Raw genomic sequence first — 15,438 nt, forward strand, 5'->3', positions numbered from 1 at the left:
GTAATGCGGTCGACGGCCGCGCCACGACGCACACATGACGCGAGACCGGGCACCACAACGCATGGCCGCCCAGGACCTGCCGGCGGACGCCGTCATCCGCAGTTTCAGCCTGGCTCGGTGATGAACCGGCCGCTCGTGGGCCTGGCGGCGGCGAGGGGCGACGCGGTCATCGACCAGGTCATGGAGCAGGGCCGGCCGCCATGACCGACCTCATGGCCCGCCGACCTCGCTCACATTCGGCAAGAGCAAAGCGTCACGCCGGCGGGCGGGTGAGCTTGGCGGCCACGGCGTCGAGGACCCAGTCCAGGCCGGTCGCGAAGGATGTCCCGGCGTCCACGTCCGTGCCGTCGTACACGGCCTTGGCCAGCGCCGGGAAGCGGCCTGTGGCCAGCATCCTCGTCACATGCGGGCCGGAGGCGCGCTGCCAGTCGCGCTTGGACAGGCCCGTGGCGCGCTCGGCCCGCAGGTTCGCGATCTCGCGCCTGATCGCGCCGGTGAAGTAGGCGCTGACAGTCTCCACGGCGCGCATGACGGTGTCGATGTCGGCGAGGCCGTCGAGGGCGGCGAGCGTGGCCTCGGTCACGGCGAGGCCGTTCGGGCCCAGGGCCGGGCGGCCGCCGAGCAGGTCGGCCAGCCATTCGTGACGCAGAGCGGCCTGCCTGGTGCGGTGGGCGAGGACGCGCAGCGCCTCCCGCCAGTCACCGGGCTGCTCCTCGGGGACGATCTCGGCCTGGACCTCGTCCACCATGAGGTCGAACAGCTCCTCCTTGGTGGAGATGTATCCGTACAGCCGCATCGGGCCGGCGTTCAGCCGGGCGGCGACCTTGCGCAACGACACCGCCTCCAGCCCGCCCTCGTCGGCCAGCGCGATGGCGGCGGCGACGATCCGCTCCCGGTCGAGCGGCACGGGGCGAGCGGGCGGCTCCGGCCGGTCCCACACAGTCATGGTCATACCGTTCTGCTGCGATGCATCGTAGTGGAGGAATACAGTGTATCGACATGAGACATCGTATCGCCGTGGTCGGGAGCGGCCCTGCCGGCCTTGCCTTCGCCCGTGTCCTGCACCGCCATGGCTACCCCGTCACCGTCCTCGAACGCGATCCCGCCCCCGACGCGCGCCCCCCGGGCGGCACGCTGGACCTGCACGAAGGGCTGGGCCAGCTCGCGCTCGACAAGGCAGGGCTGCTGGCGGAGTTCCAGGCGCTGTCCCGTCCCGAGGGGCAGGCCATGCGCATCCTGGACACGGACGGGACCGTCCTGCGCGACTGGCGACCCCGTCCGGACGACCGGGCCAATCCCGAGATCGACCGCGGGCGACTCCGTGACCTGCTGCTCGGCCCTCTCGACGTCCAGTGGGGGCGGGGCGTGACGCAGGCGGTGCCGGGAACCGGGGATGGCGTACTGGTCCATTTCGCGGACGGGCGGCAGGAGACGTTCGACCTCGTGGTCGGCGCGGACGGCGCATGGTCCCGGATCCGCCCGGCAGTCTCGTCGGTGACGCCGCACTACACCGGCGTCACCCTGGTCGAGACATCCCTCGACGACGTCGACACCCGCCACCCCGGCCTCGCCCGGTTGATCGGCGACGGTTCCCTGGCTGTGTACGGCGTGAACCGGGCTCTCGTCGCCCAGCGCAACAGCGGCGGCCACGTCAAGGTGTACGCCCAGTTCCGCGCACCGCTGGACCGGCCCACGAACCCGGACCTCGATGTCGAGGCCGTGCGATCGGGCCTGCTGGCTCTGTTCGACGGCTGGGCTCCTCCCGTCCTCGACCTCCTCCGCCATGGCACCGCCTTCGCCCGCCGCCCCCTCTACGTCCTGCCCGTCTCCCACACCTGGACCCACGTCCCCGGGGTGACGCTGCTGGGCGACGCCGCCCACCTGATGCCCCCCTTGGGGGCGGGCGCGAACCTCGCGATGCTGGAAGGCGCCGAACTCGCCGAGTCCATCGCCACCGGCACGGAAGATCTGGACGAGACCGTCCGCGCCTTCGAGGAACGGATGTGGGCACGGGCCGGCAGGTGGGCGAAGATCACCGCGGCCGGTCTGGAACGCCTCGTGAGCCCGGACCCCGCCGAAGCCCTCGCCCTCTTCGACCAAGTCCAGCCCTCCTGACCACCAAGCGCGAGAGCACCGCCGCAGTCCCTTCCGGCAAAGCCACCGTTGTGCGCATTCGCTCCGGTGACCATTGCGCGGCATCGGCCTGCAGACGCGCATGCGGCGCGCGGCTGCAGGGGCGGTGCGCTCTGCATGGCCGAGGTCTACCAGGTCATGCCGAAGGCGGGCGCAACGCCCGCACCGAACCGAAGGCCACCTTCGCGCCCCACTCACCGATCCACAAGGGAAAAGTCATATACCCCGCCGGGGTAGGGCGGCTCGGCTCTACGATCTTCACATGACTGACCGGAACCCGGCGGCCGAGGAGCTGCAGACCGCACGGCTGACGCTGCGGCGCCCGGCCGAAGGCGATATCGATGCGATCTTCGCGATCCACCACGATCCCGATACCTGCCTGCACAATCCCTCCGACGCGCTCGCCCGGCTCGACGAGGCCGAGGCGCTGTACCGACGCTGGAACGACCAGTGGCAGCGGTGCGGATACGGGTACTGGGTTGTCCGGCGCCGCGACTCCGACCGGCAATTGGGCTTCTGCGGGATCAAGCCCATGGAACTGCGGGGCATGAAAGTCCTCAACCTCTTCTACCGCTTCGCCACCTCGGCCTGGGGCCGGGGCTACGCCGGCGAATCCGCCATGGCGGTCACCGCCTGGGCATCCCGCCATGTCCCCGGCCTGCCGCTGATCGCCCGCGTCCGGCCGGCCAACATCGCCTCCCAGCACGTGGCGATCCGTGCCGGCCTGACCCGGAAGGAGCACCTCGACGGAACCGGATACGACGGCTTCGACTGGATCTACGCGGCGAAGCTGCCGAACTGACCGGTCCCCGGGTACAGGTGGCCCTCATCGAGGGCAGGTTTCCTGGCTGTCCGACGCCGGTCGCGAGGGAACCCGCGCGCGGCGGGGGAGTGGTCACGCGTGCTGGACGCGCGGCGGAGCGGCCCCGTGTGCGGCGCCGACGCCGGCCGGGGGCATGCGCAGGGCGAGCAGGGCGACGTCGTCGCCGTCGGGGTCGATGCGTTCCAGCAGCTCGTCGCAGAAGTCCTCCACCCCGCGGTGAGCCAGGGCGGTGGCCTGCAGGCGGAGCCTGGCCATGCCGATGTCGATGGGACGGGCACGGTCTTCCACCAGGCCGTCGGTGTAGAGCAAGAGGGTGGATCCGGGTGGCAGGGGGTCGGTGCCGTCGTGCCGGTGCAACTCCATGCCCAGGGTGTCGCCCATGCCCAGCGGCGGGTCGGGGTCGTCCTGAAGGTAGTGGGCGCCGTCTTCGGTGATCAGCAGGGGCGGGGGATGTCCGGCGTTGGTCCAGCGCAGGCGCCACGGGCCGCCTTCGGAGCCCTCGACATGGGCGAGGAAAGCGGTGGCGATCGGCGCACCGCTGGTGTGCGTCATCGCGTCGTCGAGATGCTCCATGATCAGGCTGGGCGGTCCTCGGCGGTCCCAGGCCAGGGCGCGCAGCATGTTGCGTAGCTCGGCCATGTGGGCGGCCGCCGGCAGGTCATGACCGACCACGTCCCCGATGACCAGCGCGGTGACGCCGCCGGGCAGCACGAACGCGTCGTACCAGTCACCGCCGACCTCGGCGACGGCCTGGGCGGGCCGGTAGCGGGCGGCGATGCCCAGGGGATCGACGTGCGGCAGAGGGGTGAGGAGTTGTCGCTGCATGGCCTCGGCGACGTGCCGCTGCTGGGCGAACAGCTGGGCGTTGTCGACCACCAGCCCGGCGCGGCGGCCGATGTCGGCGAGCACCGTGACCTCGGCGTCGGTGTAGGGCGGGGAGCCTGCGGTGCGGCCCACCGTCAGCGAACCGAAGACCTTGCCGCGGCTGTACAAGGGCACCACGACGGCAGAGTGCCCGCCGAGCTGGTCGAACAGGTCCTGGTGGGTGGTTGCGAGCGGTGAGTCGGTCTCGCGGGCGAGGATGTCGGGGTCCAGCAGCACCGGCTGGATTCCGCGCAGGACACGGACCAGGTGGGAGCCGGACGGTTCCGGCAGCGGCGGCAAGGGCCCCTCCAGCCCCGCGGCGGCATCGGCATCGTCTCTGGTGTGGATGGCGACCCGCTCCAGCTCCTCGGTGTCCGCGCGGAACAGGTCCACCGCGGCCCAGTCGGCCAGCCCCGGCACCAGCAGGCGGCTGGTCCGCCGCAGCACCTCACCGGTCTCCAGGGTGGAGACGAGCACCTCGGAGATCTCGGCGATCAGGCTCAGCCGCGCGGTCAGCTCCTCCAGGGCCGCCAGGTAGGCCGCCGTCTCCTGCTGGGCGGCCCGGCGGGTGCTGAAGTCGCGGAAGACCAGCACCGCACCGGCCGTCTGCCCTTCCACGTGCAAGGCGGTCGCCGCCCAGAGGACCGGCACCAGGGTGCCGTCGTCCCGCAGGAAGAACTCCTCACTGCCCTCGGCCGGACGGCCGCTGGCGAGCACCGCACGGGTCGCCGTATGGATGCGGCACTGCTCGGCGGGCAGGACCGTGCCGTCCTCCGCCCGGCACAGCAGGTCGTGCAGGTCCTGGCCGAGCGCCTGCTCCGCTGGACGGCCTGTGATCTGGCCGGCGCGGGCATTGGCGGCAGTGATGCGACCGGATGTGTCCGTGGCGTACACCCCGGTCCCGAGGTGATCGAACACCGCCCGCAGCAGGACCAGCTCCGGCACCGGATCGACCGCAACCATCACTCTGCCCGCCCGTCACCGCTCCCCGGCTCGCGTTCTCGGACGCCGGGTGTCCGTGCCCTGCTCTCTCAATCGGCGATCGCGGGATTTCGGGCACGTGGCGCGGCGGGTCCGTCGCCTGAAGGGAAGCCGCTCACGTGATGACTGCATGCAGCCACCGTGGCCAGGCAGGCATGAGGGTGCGAGTGCCCGACAGGCGGAGCCGGACTGTGGGCGATGCACGGTGACGCCGCAGGGCGAACGACCGCCGGCCCCGGCGAGCACGGCTCGTCTCCCGCGACGGAGCCGCCGGCTCAGCCTCACCTCTTGAGCCGGACAGCCCTGGCCCACCCTGATCATCGTTTTGCGGATCGAAGAGAACGGCGGCTGGACGCCACAGGGCGCCGTCCGCAAGGGGGTTGGGACATGTTCCGCACGAGGGGGGCCGTGTGATGTCGGGGAGTCACCGTCGGACGGTCCTCGAACCTCGACACGGGCACGTACTTCTCCTTCAGCAAGGACGGACGGCCGCGCCCTGGCATCGAGTTCGACGGCGACCACGGCACGATCGCCGCGGCCGATGTGTAGCGCTGAGCAGCGCTCGACGCCCGTATGCTGGTCGACATGCTCATGCGCGTCGGGCAGAGCGACGTTCGTACCGGTCGCGGAGCCAGGGGCACGGCCGCTCCGCGGGCCACCTGTGGGGCGGGGCCGACGCACACGAGAGGGACGGGTCGTCGCCGGCCGGCCTGTCCAGGATGCGCGCATCCACCGCCGGACGATTCACAGCCCCCACCCCGTAGGACACGCTCCAAGGCACACACGGGGCGGGATCAGCGGAGGAAGTCCACCAGCCGGCTGTTGAGCTCTTCCGGTGCGGTGAGTGGCAGGGAGTGGTGGGTGGCCCCGGGGAGCACCGACACTTCGGCCCGGGGGAGTGCCCGGCGGGCCCGGTCGGCGATGTGGCGGGCGTTGTGGGCGCGGCTGTGCTCGGCGAGCAGGACCAGTGTCGGCATGCGGAGGTCGGCTGCCGGAGGCCGGCCGCCGGCGATGAGTCTGCGGCTGGGAACGGTGGTGGCCAGGGCGTAGAGGCGCTGCCAGGTCTCGTCGGGACGGGTGGGTGCGGTCTCCCAGGCCAGGAAGGAGCGGGCGCGGTCCTGGCTGGGGCGGATGAGCGTGGGCAGTGCCCGTAGCAGGTAGCTCGGTCGGAATCCGGCGAAGACCTGGGTGGGGTCGACGAGGGCGAGGCGAGTGACCCGTTGTGGTGCGTGCAGGGCGTATCTGACGGCCAGCCAGGCGCCGTAGGAGTGGCCGCACAGATGCGTGCGAGCGAGCCCCAGCCCGTCCAGCAGGGCGTCCAGCCAGGCGGTCAGGTCGCCGGCGTCCTTCAGGGGAGTGCCGCGGCGTTCGCTGCGGCCGGCGTCGCCCATGAGGTCGACCGCGTGGACCCGGTGGTGCTGACCGAGGGCCGGTGCGTTGGCGTACCAGACCAGGCCGGTGGCCAGGCCGCCGGGCAGCAGCACCAGCGGACTGCCGTCGACCGGCCCGTACACGTAGACCCGGGTGGGCCCGTAGGGGGTGTCGACGTCGCGATCCTCGGTCATCTCCGGCCAGCGGGCGCGGAGTTCGTCGTAGGCATGGTCGAACGCGGTCCGATGCACTGGGCATTCCTCTCGCTCAGCGATACTCTCGTTGAGCGAGATATTACGTCGGAGGCCCCTGGAGTGTGCATTGGACGATCAGAACCCGACGATGGAGCTGGTCCACCTGCTGCGTGCGGTCACCGTGGAGTTCGACCTGCTCGGTGCCGAGTTCGCTGCGCGCCACGGGCTGCACACCACGGACGTCCGCGCGCTGATCCACCTGCTGGACGCGGCACGGGACGGCACTCCTGCGACCCCGGGACGGCTCGGCCGGCAGCTGCGTCTGAACTCGGCCGGGACCACCGCACTGGTCGACCGACTGGAGCGGCTGGGCCTGGTCCGGCGCAGCAGGGACACCGCTGACAGGCGACGCGTACTGCTGGAGGTGGAGGAGAAGGCCACGGAACTGGGGTGGGCGTTCTTCGGTCCGGTGATCGGCGAGGTGGTGGCGGCCGCGGAAGACTTCCCGGCGGACGAGCTGGAGACGGTGCGGCGCTTCCTGGCAACGGTCTTGCAGTCCACCCGGCAGATGCGGGCCTGACAGACCCTCCGCAGTGCCCGGCCACGACACCTCCGGCGATGCGAGCAGGACACGGCACCCGGGGTGGGAACACGACCGATGCCCAACCCGAGAAGGAGACCGTGACATCTCGGGCGGTGACAGGGCTGGACGCCCGAGGCGGTGGCCGTCGACCCACTACGCCGAACCGGCATCGAGGCCGGCGGCGGGGACATCATCTCCCGCAGGCCGGCGTCGAGGCTGATCCGAGGCCGGTAGCCGAGGTCGGTGCGGGCGGCGGTGACGTCGTAGGAGCGGTCGCGGCCCATGGCGGCGACCAGCCAGTTGGTGACCGGGGGCGGGGTGCGCCTGCGGAGCAGGCGTGCGCTGCCGTCCACCAGGGCCGCGGTCCAGTGCCAGGCGCTCGCGCGGCACCGGCACAGTGCCGGACGCCCTCCTCAGCGACACGGCATCCGCCGGACGTGCTGCCGGCAGCGGGTCGCTGGTACGCACCGCCGTCCTTCAGGAGCGGCTTGAGCAGTTCGCGCAGGCGGTCGTGGGGAAGGCCGGGGGAGCGGTGGCCGTTCCGGCCGACCATGGTCTCGTTCGCGATGAGGGCGTTGAGCACGGCTCCCTCGATCGCCTGCACGGCCGCCGTGTAGAAGCGGTCCATCCGGCCCCACGGGATGAAGCGCAGCGTCTCGTACTCGTCGGCGGACGGCTCGGCCCGGGGGACCTCGCTGCTCAACGTTCCGGCGACTGGTCGGCTCCGCCACGCCGAAGAACCACTTCCTGCTGGCCCGCGGCGGCAGCGCGGTCAACACCGCGGTCAGCCTCGGGATAGCCCTGGCGGTGATCAACGCGGTCATCGCGATCATGCTGCAGCAGGGCCGGCTGCTGTACTCAACAGCCCGGGACGGCGCTTGGCCGGACCTGGTCGGCCGGCCGCTGGCGCGCGTGCACGCCCGGCTGAAGACCCCGGTGACGGCCACTCTCGCGGTGGGCGTGGTCTCCGCGCTGATCACCTGGCTGATCCCGCCGGACACCTTGCTGCTGGCCACCGGCGCCAATCTGCTCGTGGCTTTCCGCGCAAGGCGGAGAGCGCCACCAGCGCCTCCCGGAGCGGGGAAGGCGATCCTCCGTGAGCCTCCCGGCATCGGCGGTCAGTCGCCGGCGCGTTTCCCGCTGCGTAGAAGTGCCAGTTGCTGGTTCACGGCGGCGGTCACTCTGCTCTCGTCGCCGGTGGCGAGTAGGTCGAGCAGTGCACCGCGCAGTACGGCCAGCGTCAGGGTGCGGTGGACGGTCCCCTCTTCGGTGTCCCGTTCGGCTCGCGGCTGGCAGTCCGCGAGCACGTTGAGCCAGTCGTCCACGGTGCTCCTGGCGAACCCTGCCCAGGGACCGTCGGGCTCGACCAGGGAGCGGGCATACGCCTCGGCCCACAGGCGCAGCAGCGGACGGTGGTCGTCAGCGGCGAGCCACGCCCACACGCCCTCCGCGGCGGCGGCGAGCCCGATGGGCTGTTCGTGCCGGCGGAGGTTGTCCAGGAGTGCCAGCTCTTCTGTGCGGGCTCGCTGCAGCAAGGCCCGCAGGAGTCCGTCCTTGTTGCCGAACAGGAACATCAGCACGCGGGTGCTCGAACCGATGGCCTCGGCCAGCGGGCGCAGCGACATGTCGGCCAAGCCGTGCGTGAGGGCGTACTGGTAGGCGGCTTCGAGAAGCTCGGTCTGGCGGGCGGACGGGTTTGCGGTGCTCCGAGGCATGCGCCTACCCTACGGGTACTGACACGATCGTGTCAGTAGCGTCTGGTTGCGAGTCGAACTCAGGGAGTGCACATGTCGGCAGGAGCAGACCAGCGGAGCATCACGGTTCGCCGCGCCGACCAACCCGGTGACCTCGGCTGGATGGTGATGGCCCACGGCGAGCTGTACGACCAGCAGTTCAACTGGAACCGGGACTTCGAGGCTCTGGTGGCAAAGATCGTCGCCGACTACGCCACCGAACAGTCCTCGGCGGCGGAGGCCTGGATCGCCGAGGTCGACGGCGAACGAGCGGGCTGTGTGATGCTCGTCGCCGACGACCGGCCGGGAGCGGCCAAGCTGCGTGTCCTGCTCGTCACCCCGAGCGCCCGGGGTCTCGGGATGGGCACGCGCCTGGTCGGGGAGGCCCTGGCATTCGCCCGCGCGACCGGCTACCAGCACGTGACGCTGTGGACCACCGACAACCTCCGATCCGCGCGCAGGATCTACCAGCACTTCGGATTCACCCTCACCGACGAGAAGCCCTACCAGGGATTCGGCCACAACCTTGTCGGCCAGACCTGGAGCCTCGACCTCTACGACAGCCCAGCGGCATGAAGACGCACTAACCGGGGAGCTCTCGGCGCCTCTGCTACAGCCCCCGACGCATCAGCCACTGCGCGCCGTCCGTGTCGCCGGCCTGCTCGCGCAACTGTGCCAGCCACGCCCTGCCGTGGTCGGGTTCGCAGCCGACGGCCCGATGGCCATGGTCGGGCCAGAGGCCAAGAGGGCTTGGCGTCCTGGGCGAGCGCCCGGGAGACGGGGTGGCCGCCCTGCCACCGCACCTGCTGCGGACCGTGGATGTCCCCCCTGCGGCGCACCGCCACCGGCCGGCCGCCGCTCGCAGACGGCCGCTGTACGGCAACCGGCGCACCTGTCATGCGAGGTGTACTACTCGGTGGTCGGTTCTTCGACTGCGGGTTCCTGGGTGACCGGTGCTTCGGTGACCGGTTCTTCGACTGCGGGTTCCTGGGTGACCGGTGCTTCGGTGACCGGTTCTTCGACTGCGGGTTCCTCGGTGACCGGCGCTTCGGTGACCGGTTCTTCGGTCGTCGGCTGCTCGGCTTGGGGCTGTTGCAGCTCGGCTTGCGGCTGCGTGAAGTCCGGAGTGTTGGCAGTGAGCGGCGTGAGGGTGGCCTGGTCCTGCGGTTGCTGAGGTGGATTCGGGGTGTTGAGCGCGCTCGGGAGGGTGAGGAAGTCGGTGATTCCTTGTACGCCGCGCGGATCGTTCAGGACGGCGGGGGTGGGCGGGCCGCCCGCGGGGCCCAGGTTGAGTCGGCTGACGATTCCGGCCTGGGTGTTCGGGGTGCCGGGGCCCAGAGCGAGCTCACCCGGAGCAGGGAGATTCAGGGTGGGGACGTTCAGGACGGGGTCCAAAGTGGGGTTTCCCGGGGCCGGGGGGCCCACGAGGGCGTTCAGAAGGGGGTTGCCCGGGGCTTGAGCTGCTGGAGGAGCTCCGGTCAGAAGGGGACCCAGCGGGGCGGGGCTTACTGGAGCCGGGGGGCCGCTCGGCGGGAGGGTGTTGAAGAAGGGGTTGCCCGGGGCGAAGGCGTCCGGAGGGAGGGCCCTCAGAACGCTCGGCGGGAGAGCGGTCACAGTGCCCGGAGGAAGGGAGCTCAGAACGGGGCCGAAAGTGGGGCTCTCCAGAGCCGGGGCGCCCGGTGCGAAGGGAGTGAGGCACGCCGGGAACGGCTGGGTGCAGGGTTGGCCCGGTACCGCCGCCGACGCCTCATGAGGCACCGCTGCGGCCTTTGTTGCGCCTAGGCTCACGGCGAGAACCGCGGCGAGGCAAGAGGCGCTGATCAGGCCGGGAACTCGTCGTCGGATGCTTCCCCTCATGGCACTTTCTCCATCTCGCGAGAGAGGGCCGCACTGGCCCACCTGCGATCGTGTGATGCTGGGCGTTATCGCAGTGCGACGCCGACGTGACCAGCATGCTCATGACCCGCCGGCTCGACCTCCGTCACCGTTTGAGACCTTGCAGCCTGACCGTCGACAGCCCCCGGCCTTTGAGGGGAAGGCCAGGGGCCGCCTGCCATGACGGGACGGTCACCAGAACCATGAACTGCGCGGTGCCGGCCCCTGCGCCGGGAAGTCGCCGGTGACCGCGTGACACTCTGGTGCGCGCGTGCCACCGGGACCAACGTTCCTTCACCGAGACCGGTCACGGCCTCGTCAACGATTCACGTCAACGGGCTGAAGGCCCCCCCAGCCTGGGCACCTGCTCGCGGCGCTCTACTTTTCGCTGGTCACCGTGGCCGCCTTGGGCTGGGCGACTGCGCCGACCGCGGGCTGGCTGCGCATCGCTGGAGCAGGTCGAGCGTCTTCTCCCCGACCGTGCTGAAGTCCATCCGGGTGCTGATCGCCGCGTGATACGTGACGGCCGTACTGCTGTGTACCCGTCCTGCTACCGGAGTTCGGCGAGAAGTTCTTCCCTTGACGGCACCACGCTCACTCCATATATTTAGTTCGGCCGAACGAAATAAATCAGAGAGCGGGAGGAGCAGGGAACAGCATGGACTCCCGAGAAACCGAGATCCGCGAGCTCTTCGCGGAGTACTGCAAGACCTGGACTGAAGGGGACTCCGCCGGATTCGGGCGGCTGTTCACCAAAGACGCCGACTATGTGTCCTACGACGGCAGCTGGGCAGCCGGCGCCGCTCAGCTGCAGGACAACCACGACAAGCTGTTCCGCGGCGTGATCGCCGGATCGGCGATGGTCGGCGAGGTCGAGTCGCTGCGCTTCATCACCGATTCCGTGGCCGTGCTGGTGGGCAACGGATCGGTTCTCATGCCATGGCGAAGCAAGCTGCCGAAGCGACGGCTGTCGCGGCAGATCATCGTCTGCGTTCGTACGCCGGAGGGCTGGCGGATAGCGGCGATCCAGAACGGCCGGCAGCGACCTGTGACCATCCCCGAGCCGGACTCGATGCCGTCGAAAATGTCGCAGGCCATGACGCGGCTGGCGCAGCGCTTCGGCATTGGCCGGGCGCGCGAGGTCGCACTGCCGTGACCGTGTCGACCAGGACCGTCCTTGCGATCACGATCGGACCCGGATGAGGAGTGCGGCGGCGGTGACGGCGGCCAGGAAGACGTATCCGCGCTTGTCGTAGGGGACGGCGACGGACCTGAACTGCTTCAGTTGACGCCCCAGTCGATGTCACCCTCGGTGTCGGCGACGGCCCGCACATGCTGCAACAGCATCTCTCACGTGCCGTCCGCCGATCGCAGCAAGTGCCGCTCGTACCCGGTCTTCCACGGACCGAAGCGTTTCGGCACCTCACGCCGCTGCGCCCCGGTTCTCACCTGGTGCAGAAGCCCGATGAGCACATGGCGGTGATCCCGCCATCGACCACAACGGCCGATGCTCGCCGACAGGAACGATCGAGCCATTCCCCCCTCGTCAGGCAGGTCGCCCCGGCTCGACTGCTCCGGAGGGCAGCGGTGGTCAGTTGTCTCTGGTGTGGAATTGATGTACGCCGTGCAGAAAAGGGGGGCCCATGCCCGCTTACGGCATCGTCAACGTCGATGTGCTGGACGAGGAGGCCGGCCTGGCCTACGCGTCCGTGGCCCAGCGGTCCGTCCTCAGTCATGGGGGCCGTTGTCTGGCAGCCGGCCCCACACCTGAGCCTGTCGAAGGCACCTGGGACTCCTCCCGGGTTGTGGTCATCGAGTTTCCCGACATGGATCACATCCGGGAGTGGTACGACTCTCCCGACTACCGGCGGGCCCGGCGCATACGAGAGGGCAAGGTTCGGGTGGGGATGCTGTTCGTCGAGGGCGCCCCGCCCGAGGGCTTCGCTCTCCCTGCCTAGCAGTGCTGCCGGCGCGGTGGCCGGCACCGTGCTGCTCCTGGCCGGGTGCGGTCGACGCTGAGCCGAAGCCATGAGCCGGTCGTGGAGCCTCTCCTGCTCCATCGGGCAACCGTAGGGCAGTCGGCTTCAAGCAAGCGTGCATCATGGGTTCTGCTGAGCTGCTTCGTGACGCCGTCTGCGCGATTCCGCCATGCGTCGTCGCTGCGCCGGCTGCGACGGCGGATTCGGCCACGCACGACTGCAGGCCGCGCCCACCGGATTATCCGGCTTGGTGCAGTCCGAATCGACTCTCGGCGTGACCCGCGAGGTGCCCGCCGCTGCAAGCTCCCACCCACCGCACCAGCGTGCTCCGGTCGCCCTGGGACGGGTTGTTCAGACGAGCGCTGGTGTGGGAGCGGGCAGGTAGGGGGTGATGTTGCGCCAGGCGCGCTCGATGTATTCCTCCTTCTCGCCGACCGGGGCGACGTAGTGCAGTGCGCCTTCGGCGGCGTCGTTGCCCTCGAGGCGGGCGATGATCCAGGCGGCGAGGTAGTGCGAGGCGAGGCAGCCGCCGGCGGTGGCGATGTTGTCCTTGGCGTAGAAGGGCTGGTTGAGCACCTCGACGCCGGCGGCGATGACCCAGGGCTTGGTGGTCAGGTCGGTGCAGGCGGGGATGCCGTTGAGCAGGCCGAGCTTGGCCAGCACGAGCGCGCCGGAGCACTGCGCGGCGATGAGCTGGCGCGAGGGGTCCAGGCCGCGCAGGACATTCATGATCGCCGGGTCTTCGACGACCTCGCGGGTGGCGATGCCACTGCCGACGATGACGGCGTCAGCGGCGCACGCCTCCTCAAGAGTGGACATCTGCTCGATGACCACCCCGTTCATCGATGTCACCTTGGGGCTGGGGGCGGCGATGGTGACACGCCAGTCGTCGGTCTTGATGCGGCTGAGCACACCGAGCGCGATCAAGGAGTCGAGCTCGTTGTAGCCCTCGAAGGTGAGGATGGCGATGTGCACGGCGGCTGTCCTTCCGGATGAGTGGGTCTTGACGGTAAGGACCCGCGAACAGGACAGTCAAAGAATTGTCATGGATACAATTCGGTGCATGGCAGCCCCGCGGTACAAAATCCTGGTCGACGCGCTCGCATCCGACATCCGGGCAGGCCGGCTCGCCGCAGGCGTGCGGCTGCCGACACACCGCGGGCTCGCCGCCCGCGAAGGCATCGCCGTGGTGACCGCGACTCGGGTGTACGCCGAACTGGAAGCGATGGGCTTGGTGAGCCGGGAACAGGGCCGCGGCACGTTCGTGCGTGAGATCGCGGTCCCCGCCGGTCACGGCATCGATCAGCAAGTCGTCGCCACGGATGCGGTCGACCTCACCTTCAACTATCCGTCGCTGCCCGGCCAAGCCGATCTCCTACGGCAGACCCTGCGGGAGGTGGCCACCTCCGGTGAACTCGACTCGCTGCTGCGCTACCAACCACATCGAGGGCGTCCCCAGGACAGAGCCTCGATCGCACAGCACCTGAGGCGTCGAGGAATCACTCCTGACGCGGATCAGATCCTCATCGTCAACGGTGCGCAGCACGGCCTGGCCGTCACCGTCATGGCCGCGCTCAACGCCGGCGACGTCGTCGCGGTCGACGCACTCACCTACCCGGGTTTCAAGGTGCTCGCGCATGCCTTTCATCTCGACCTGGAGCCCATCCCCACCACCACCGACGGGCCGGACCTCGATGCCCTCGAGGAGCTGTGCGCGACCCGCCCCGTGCGCGCGATCTACACCATGCCCACCTTGCACAACCCTCTGGGCTGGGTCATGCCGGCAGCCGACCGCACCCGTCTGATCGAGATCGCCCGACAGCACGGCCCGCTCATCGTCGAAGACGCCTCATACGCCTACCTGGTCGAGGACCCTCCACCGCCTCTGGCCGCAAGTGCACCGGACATCACCGTCTACGTCTCGGGACTGTCCAAGAGCGTCGCCACCGGCCTCCGGGTCGGCTTCGTCGTCGCCCCGCCGTCTTCGGTGCCGTCGCTCGAACGCGCGATTCGGGCGACCACCTGGAACACCCCGGCCCTGACCACCGCGATCGCCTGCCGCTGGCTCGAGGACGGCACGGTGGACCACTTGGAAGCACAGAAACGACACGACGCCACGGCCCGCCAAGCACTCGCCAGACAAGAACTGGCAGGCCTGCCACTCATCGGCCACCCCTCGTCCTACTTCACCTGGCTGCCGCTGCCCGACGACACACGCGCCGATCGCCTGACCGCCACCCTCGCGCGTCAGCACATCTCGGTGACCACGGCGGAGCCCTTCACCACCTCGAAGCACACACCGCAGGCGATCCGCCTAGCTCTCGGATCGACCGATATGGACAGTCTCCGGTCGACGCTGCGCACGGTGCGACGAGTCGTTGTCGAGGACGCCTACGCTTGAACCTCCCTCGATCAACCGATTCCCGCCCGCACTGCATTGCCACGCGGGTCCATCCCCGCGCCCGCGGAGATGGACCCGGCACCCCGGCGCAGGTGCGGAAGTCGGTGGTCTGCTCCCCGCCGGCGGGGCCGGGCCAGGCGGCGCAGTCGTCATTCCTGCGCGAGATCGTCGCGGTCATGGAGTGCAGGCGCTCGTGCGCGCGATCGGCGCGGGCGGTTCGACCTTTCACACCGCTTCCCACTACTGCAGTGTCTGCATCGTCGCTTGGTCGGCTGACGTGTCGGCAGGGGAGCTTGCACTCCACCGGCATGCGCAAGGTTCGAGGAGGCTGAACCCCTCTTCGTGAGGGGGCCCGCGTCTCCCAACCGGCACCGACGCTCACAGAGGGATGCTACGGTGTTTGAAGTGGCGATCATGCCACTCATGGAGATCGGAGGAGATGCGAGATGACGGTCGTGGTGACTACCGCTGCGCGCGGTGCCCGACTCGTTCGCGTCTCTC

At 69.9% G+C, this 15,438-nt stretch carries 15 protein-coding genes and 1 pseudogene; 8 read left to right on the forward strand and 8 right to left on the reverse strand.

Features of this window, described 5'->3' with window-relative positions; translation table 11 throughout:
* Nucleotides 1-253: 253 nt before the first annotated feature.
* Complete coding sequence (locus IE260_RS25620) at nt 254-946, reverse strand: TetR/AcrR family transcriptional regulator (protein WP_189875815.1); 693 nt, start codon at nt 944-946, stop codon at nt 254-256.
* Between the two features lie 53 nt (nt 947-999).
* Between IE260_RS25620 and IE260_RS25625 the strand changes: the two genes are divergently transcribed.
* The gene (locus tag IE260_RS25625) at nt 1,000-2,115 is read left to right on the forward strand and encodes an FAD-dependent oxidoreductase (RefSeq protein WP_189875817.1); all 1,116 of its coding nucleotides are present in this window, start codon (nt 1,000-1,002) and stop codon (nt 2,113-2,115) included.
* Between the two features lie 280 nt (nt 2,116-2,395).
* Nucleotides 2,396-2,935 carry a GNAT family N-acetyltransferase gene (locus IE260_RS25630; RefSeq protein WP_189875820.1) on the forward strand — a complete coding sequence of 180 codons (540 nt, stop codon included), beginning with the start codon at nt 2,396-2,398 and terminating at the stop codon, nt 2,933-2,935.
* 93 nt (nt 2,936-3,028) lie between these two features.
* On the opposite strand, the gene IE260_RS25635 is transcribed toward IE260_RS25630, so the two are convergent.
* Nucleotides 3,029-4,765, reverse strand: coding sequence for a SpoIIE family protein phosphatase (locus tag IE260_RS25635; protein ID WP_229881241.1), 1,737 nt, complete (start codon nt 4,763-4,765; stop codon nt 3,029-3,031).
* An 830-nt stretch (nt 4,766-5,595) separates the two neighbouring features.
* Entirely contained in the window at nt 5,596-6,366 is a 771-nt protein-coding gene (locus IE260_RS25640) for an alpha/beta fold hydrolase (RefSeq protein ID WP_189875972.1), read from the reverse strand.
* 148 nt (nt 6,367-6,514) lie between these two features.
* On the opposite strand from IE260_RS25640, the gene IE260_RS25645 reads away from it, so the two are divergent.
* The gene (locus IE260_RS25645) at nt 6,515-6,946 is read left to right on the forward strand and encodes a MarR family winged helix-turn-helix transcriptional regulator (RefSeq protein WP_189875973.1); all 432 of its coding nucleotides are present in this window, start codon (nt 6,515-6,517) and stop codon (nt 6,944-6,946) included.
* 193 nt (nt 6,947-7,139) lie between these two features.
* Here IE260_RS25645 and IE260_RS41895 read toward each other — a convergent pair whose 3' ends face one another.
* Nucleotides 7,140-7,652, reverse strand: a complete 513-nt coding sequence (locus IE260_RS41895; RefSeq protein WP_268254940.1) for a P1 family peptidase — start codon at nt 7,650-7,652, stop codon at nt 7,140-7,142.
* A gap of 47 nt (nt 7,653-7,699) precedes the next feature.
* Here IE260_RS41895 and IE260_RS43125 point away from each other — a divergent pair.
* Nucleotides 7,700-7,933, forward strand: a pseudogene (locus IE260_RS43125) (amino acid permease); the annotation flags it as partial.
* Between the two features lie 134 nt (nt 7,934-8,067).
* Here the strand turns inward: IE260_RS43125 and IE260_RS25655 are convergent.
* Nucleotides 8,068-8,664 (reverse strand): TetR/AcrR family transcriptional regulator, encoded by a 597-nt coding sequence (locus IE260_RS25655; RefSeq protein WP_189875824.1) that lies wholly within the window; start codon nt 8,662-8,664, stop codon nt 8,068-8,070.
* A 72-nt stretch (nt 8,665-8,736) separates the two neighbouring features.
* On the opposite strand from IE260_RS25655, the gene IE260_RS25660 reads away from it, so the two are divergent.
* Complete coding sequence (locus IE260_RS25660) at nt 8,737-9,258, forward strand: GNAT family N-acetyltransferase (RefSeq protein WP_189875826.1); 522 nt, start codon at nt 8,737-8,739, stop codon at nt 9,256-9,258.
* A gap of 333 nt (nt 9,259-9,591) precedes the next feature.
* Here IE260_RS25660 and IE260_RS25665 read toward each other — a convergent pair whose 3' ends face one another.
* A complete protein-coding gene (locus IE260_RS25665; RefSeq protein ID WP_189875828.1) occupies nt 9,592-10,077 on the reverse strand; it encodes a hypothetical protein in 486 nt (161 codons plus the stop codon).
* A gap of 1,138 nt (nt 10,078-11,215) precedes the next feature.
* Here IE260_RS25665 and IE260_RS25670 point away from each other — a divergent pair.
* Nucleotides 11,216-11,713 carry an SgcJ/EcaC family oxidoreductase gene (locus IE260_RS25670; protein ID WP_189875829.1) on the forward strand — a complete coding sequence of 166 codons (498 nt, stop codon included), beginning with the start codon at nt 11,216-11,218 and terminating at the stop codon, nt 11,711-11,713.
* 194 nt (nt 11,714-11,907) lie between these two features.
* On the opposite strand, the gene IE260_RS43130 is transcribed toward IE260_RS25670, so the two are convergent.
* On the reverse strand, nt 11,908-12,093 hold the full coding sequence (locus IE260_RS43130; RefSeq protein ID WP_189875831.1) for a transposase: 186 nt from the start codon (nt 12,091-12,093) through the stop codon (nt 11,908-11,910).
* 107 nt (nt 12,094-12,200) lie between these two features.
* On the opposite strand from IE260_RS43130, the gene IE260_RS25680 reads away from it, so the two are divergent.
* A complete protein-coding gene (locus IE260_RS25680; protein ID WP_189875833.1) occupies nt 12,201-12,515 on the forward strand; it encodes a DUF1330 domain-containing protein in 315 nt (104 codons plus the stop codon).
* Between the two features lie 372 nt (nt 12,516-12,887).
* On the opposite strand, the gene IE260_RS25685 is transcribed toward IE260_RS25680, so the two are convergent.
* Nucleotides 12,888-13,511, reverse strand: a complete 624-nt coding sequence (locus IE260_RS25685; protein WP_189875834.1) for a DJ-1/PfpI family protein — start codon at nt 13,509-13,511, stop codon at nt 12,888-12,890.
* 88 nt (nt 13,512-13,599) lie between these two features.
* Here IE260_RS25685 and IE260_RS25690 point away from each other — a divergent pair, with 88 nt between their 5' ends.
* On the forward strand, nt 13,600-14,937 hold the full coding sequence (locus IE260_RS25690; RefSeq protein WP_189875836.1) for an aminotransferase-like domain-containing protein: 1,338 nt from the start codon (nt 13,600-13,602) through the stop codon (nt 14,935-14,937).
* Nucleotides 14,938-15,438: the final 501 nt, after the last annotated feature.

It is taken from the genome of Streptomyces viridiviolaceus, assembly GCF_014650995.1.
Classification (GTDB): Bacteria; Actinomycetota; Actinomycetes; order Streptomycetales; family Streptomycetaceae; genus Streptomyces; species Streptomyces viridiviolaceus.

Bases quoted from the DNA above. Each gene is read 5' to 3' on its own strand.
- IE260_RS25640 (WP_189875972.1), bottom strand. From the start codon at position 6,366: ATGACCGAGGATCGCGACGTCGACACCCCCTACGGGCCCACCCGGGTC.
- IE260_RS25690 (WP_189875836.1), top strand. From the start codon at position 13,600: ATGGCAGCCCCGCGGTACAAAATCCTGGTCGACGCGCTCGCATCCGAC.
- IE260_RS25660 (WP_189875826.1), top strand. From the start codon at position 8,737: ATGTCGGCAGGAGCAGACCAGCGGAGCATCACGGTTCGCCGCGCCGAC.
- IE260_RS25620 (WP_189875815.1), bottom strand. From the start codon at position 946: ATGACTGTGTGGGACCGGCCGGAGCCGCCCGCTCGCCCCGTGCCGCTC.
- IE260_RS25680 (WP_189875833.1), top strand. From the start codon at position 12,201: ATGCCCGCTTACGGCATCGTCAACGTCGATGTGCTGGACGAGGAGGCC.
- IE260_RS25630 (WP_189875820.1), top strand. From the start codon at position 2,396: ATGACTGACCGGAACCCGGCGGCCGAGGAGCTGCAGACCGCACGGCTG.
- IE260_RS25655 (WP_189875824.1), bottom strand. From the start codon at position 8,664: ATGCCTCGGAGCACCGCAAACCCGTCCGCCCGCCAGACCGAGCTTCTC.
- IE260_RS43130 (WP_189875831.1), bottom strand. From the start codon at position 12,093: ATGGCTCGATCGTTCCTGTCGGCGAGCATCGGCCGTTGTGGTCGATGG.
- IE260_RS25625 (WP_189875817.1), top strand. From the start codon at position 1,000: ATGAGACATCGTATCGCCGTGGTCGGGAGCGGCCCTGCCGGCCTTGCC.
- IE260_RS25670 (WP_189875829.1), top strand. From the start codon at position 11,216: ATGGACTCCCGAGAAACCGAGATCCGCGAGCTCTTCGCGGAGTACTGC.
- IE260_RS25645 (WP_189875973.1), top strand. From the start codon at position 6,515: ATGGAGCTGGTCCACCTGCTGCGTGCGGTCACCGTGGAGTTCGACCTG.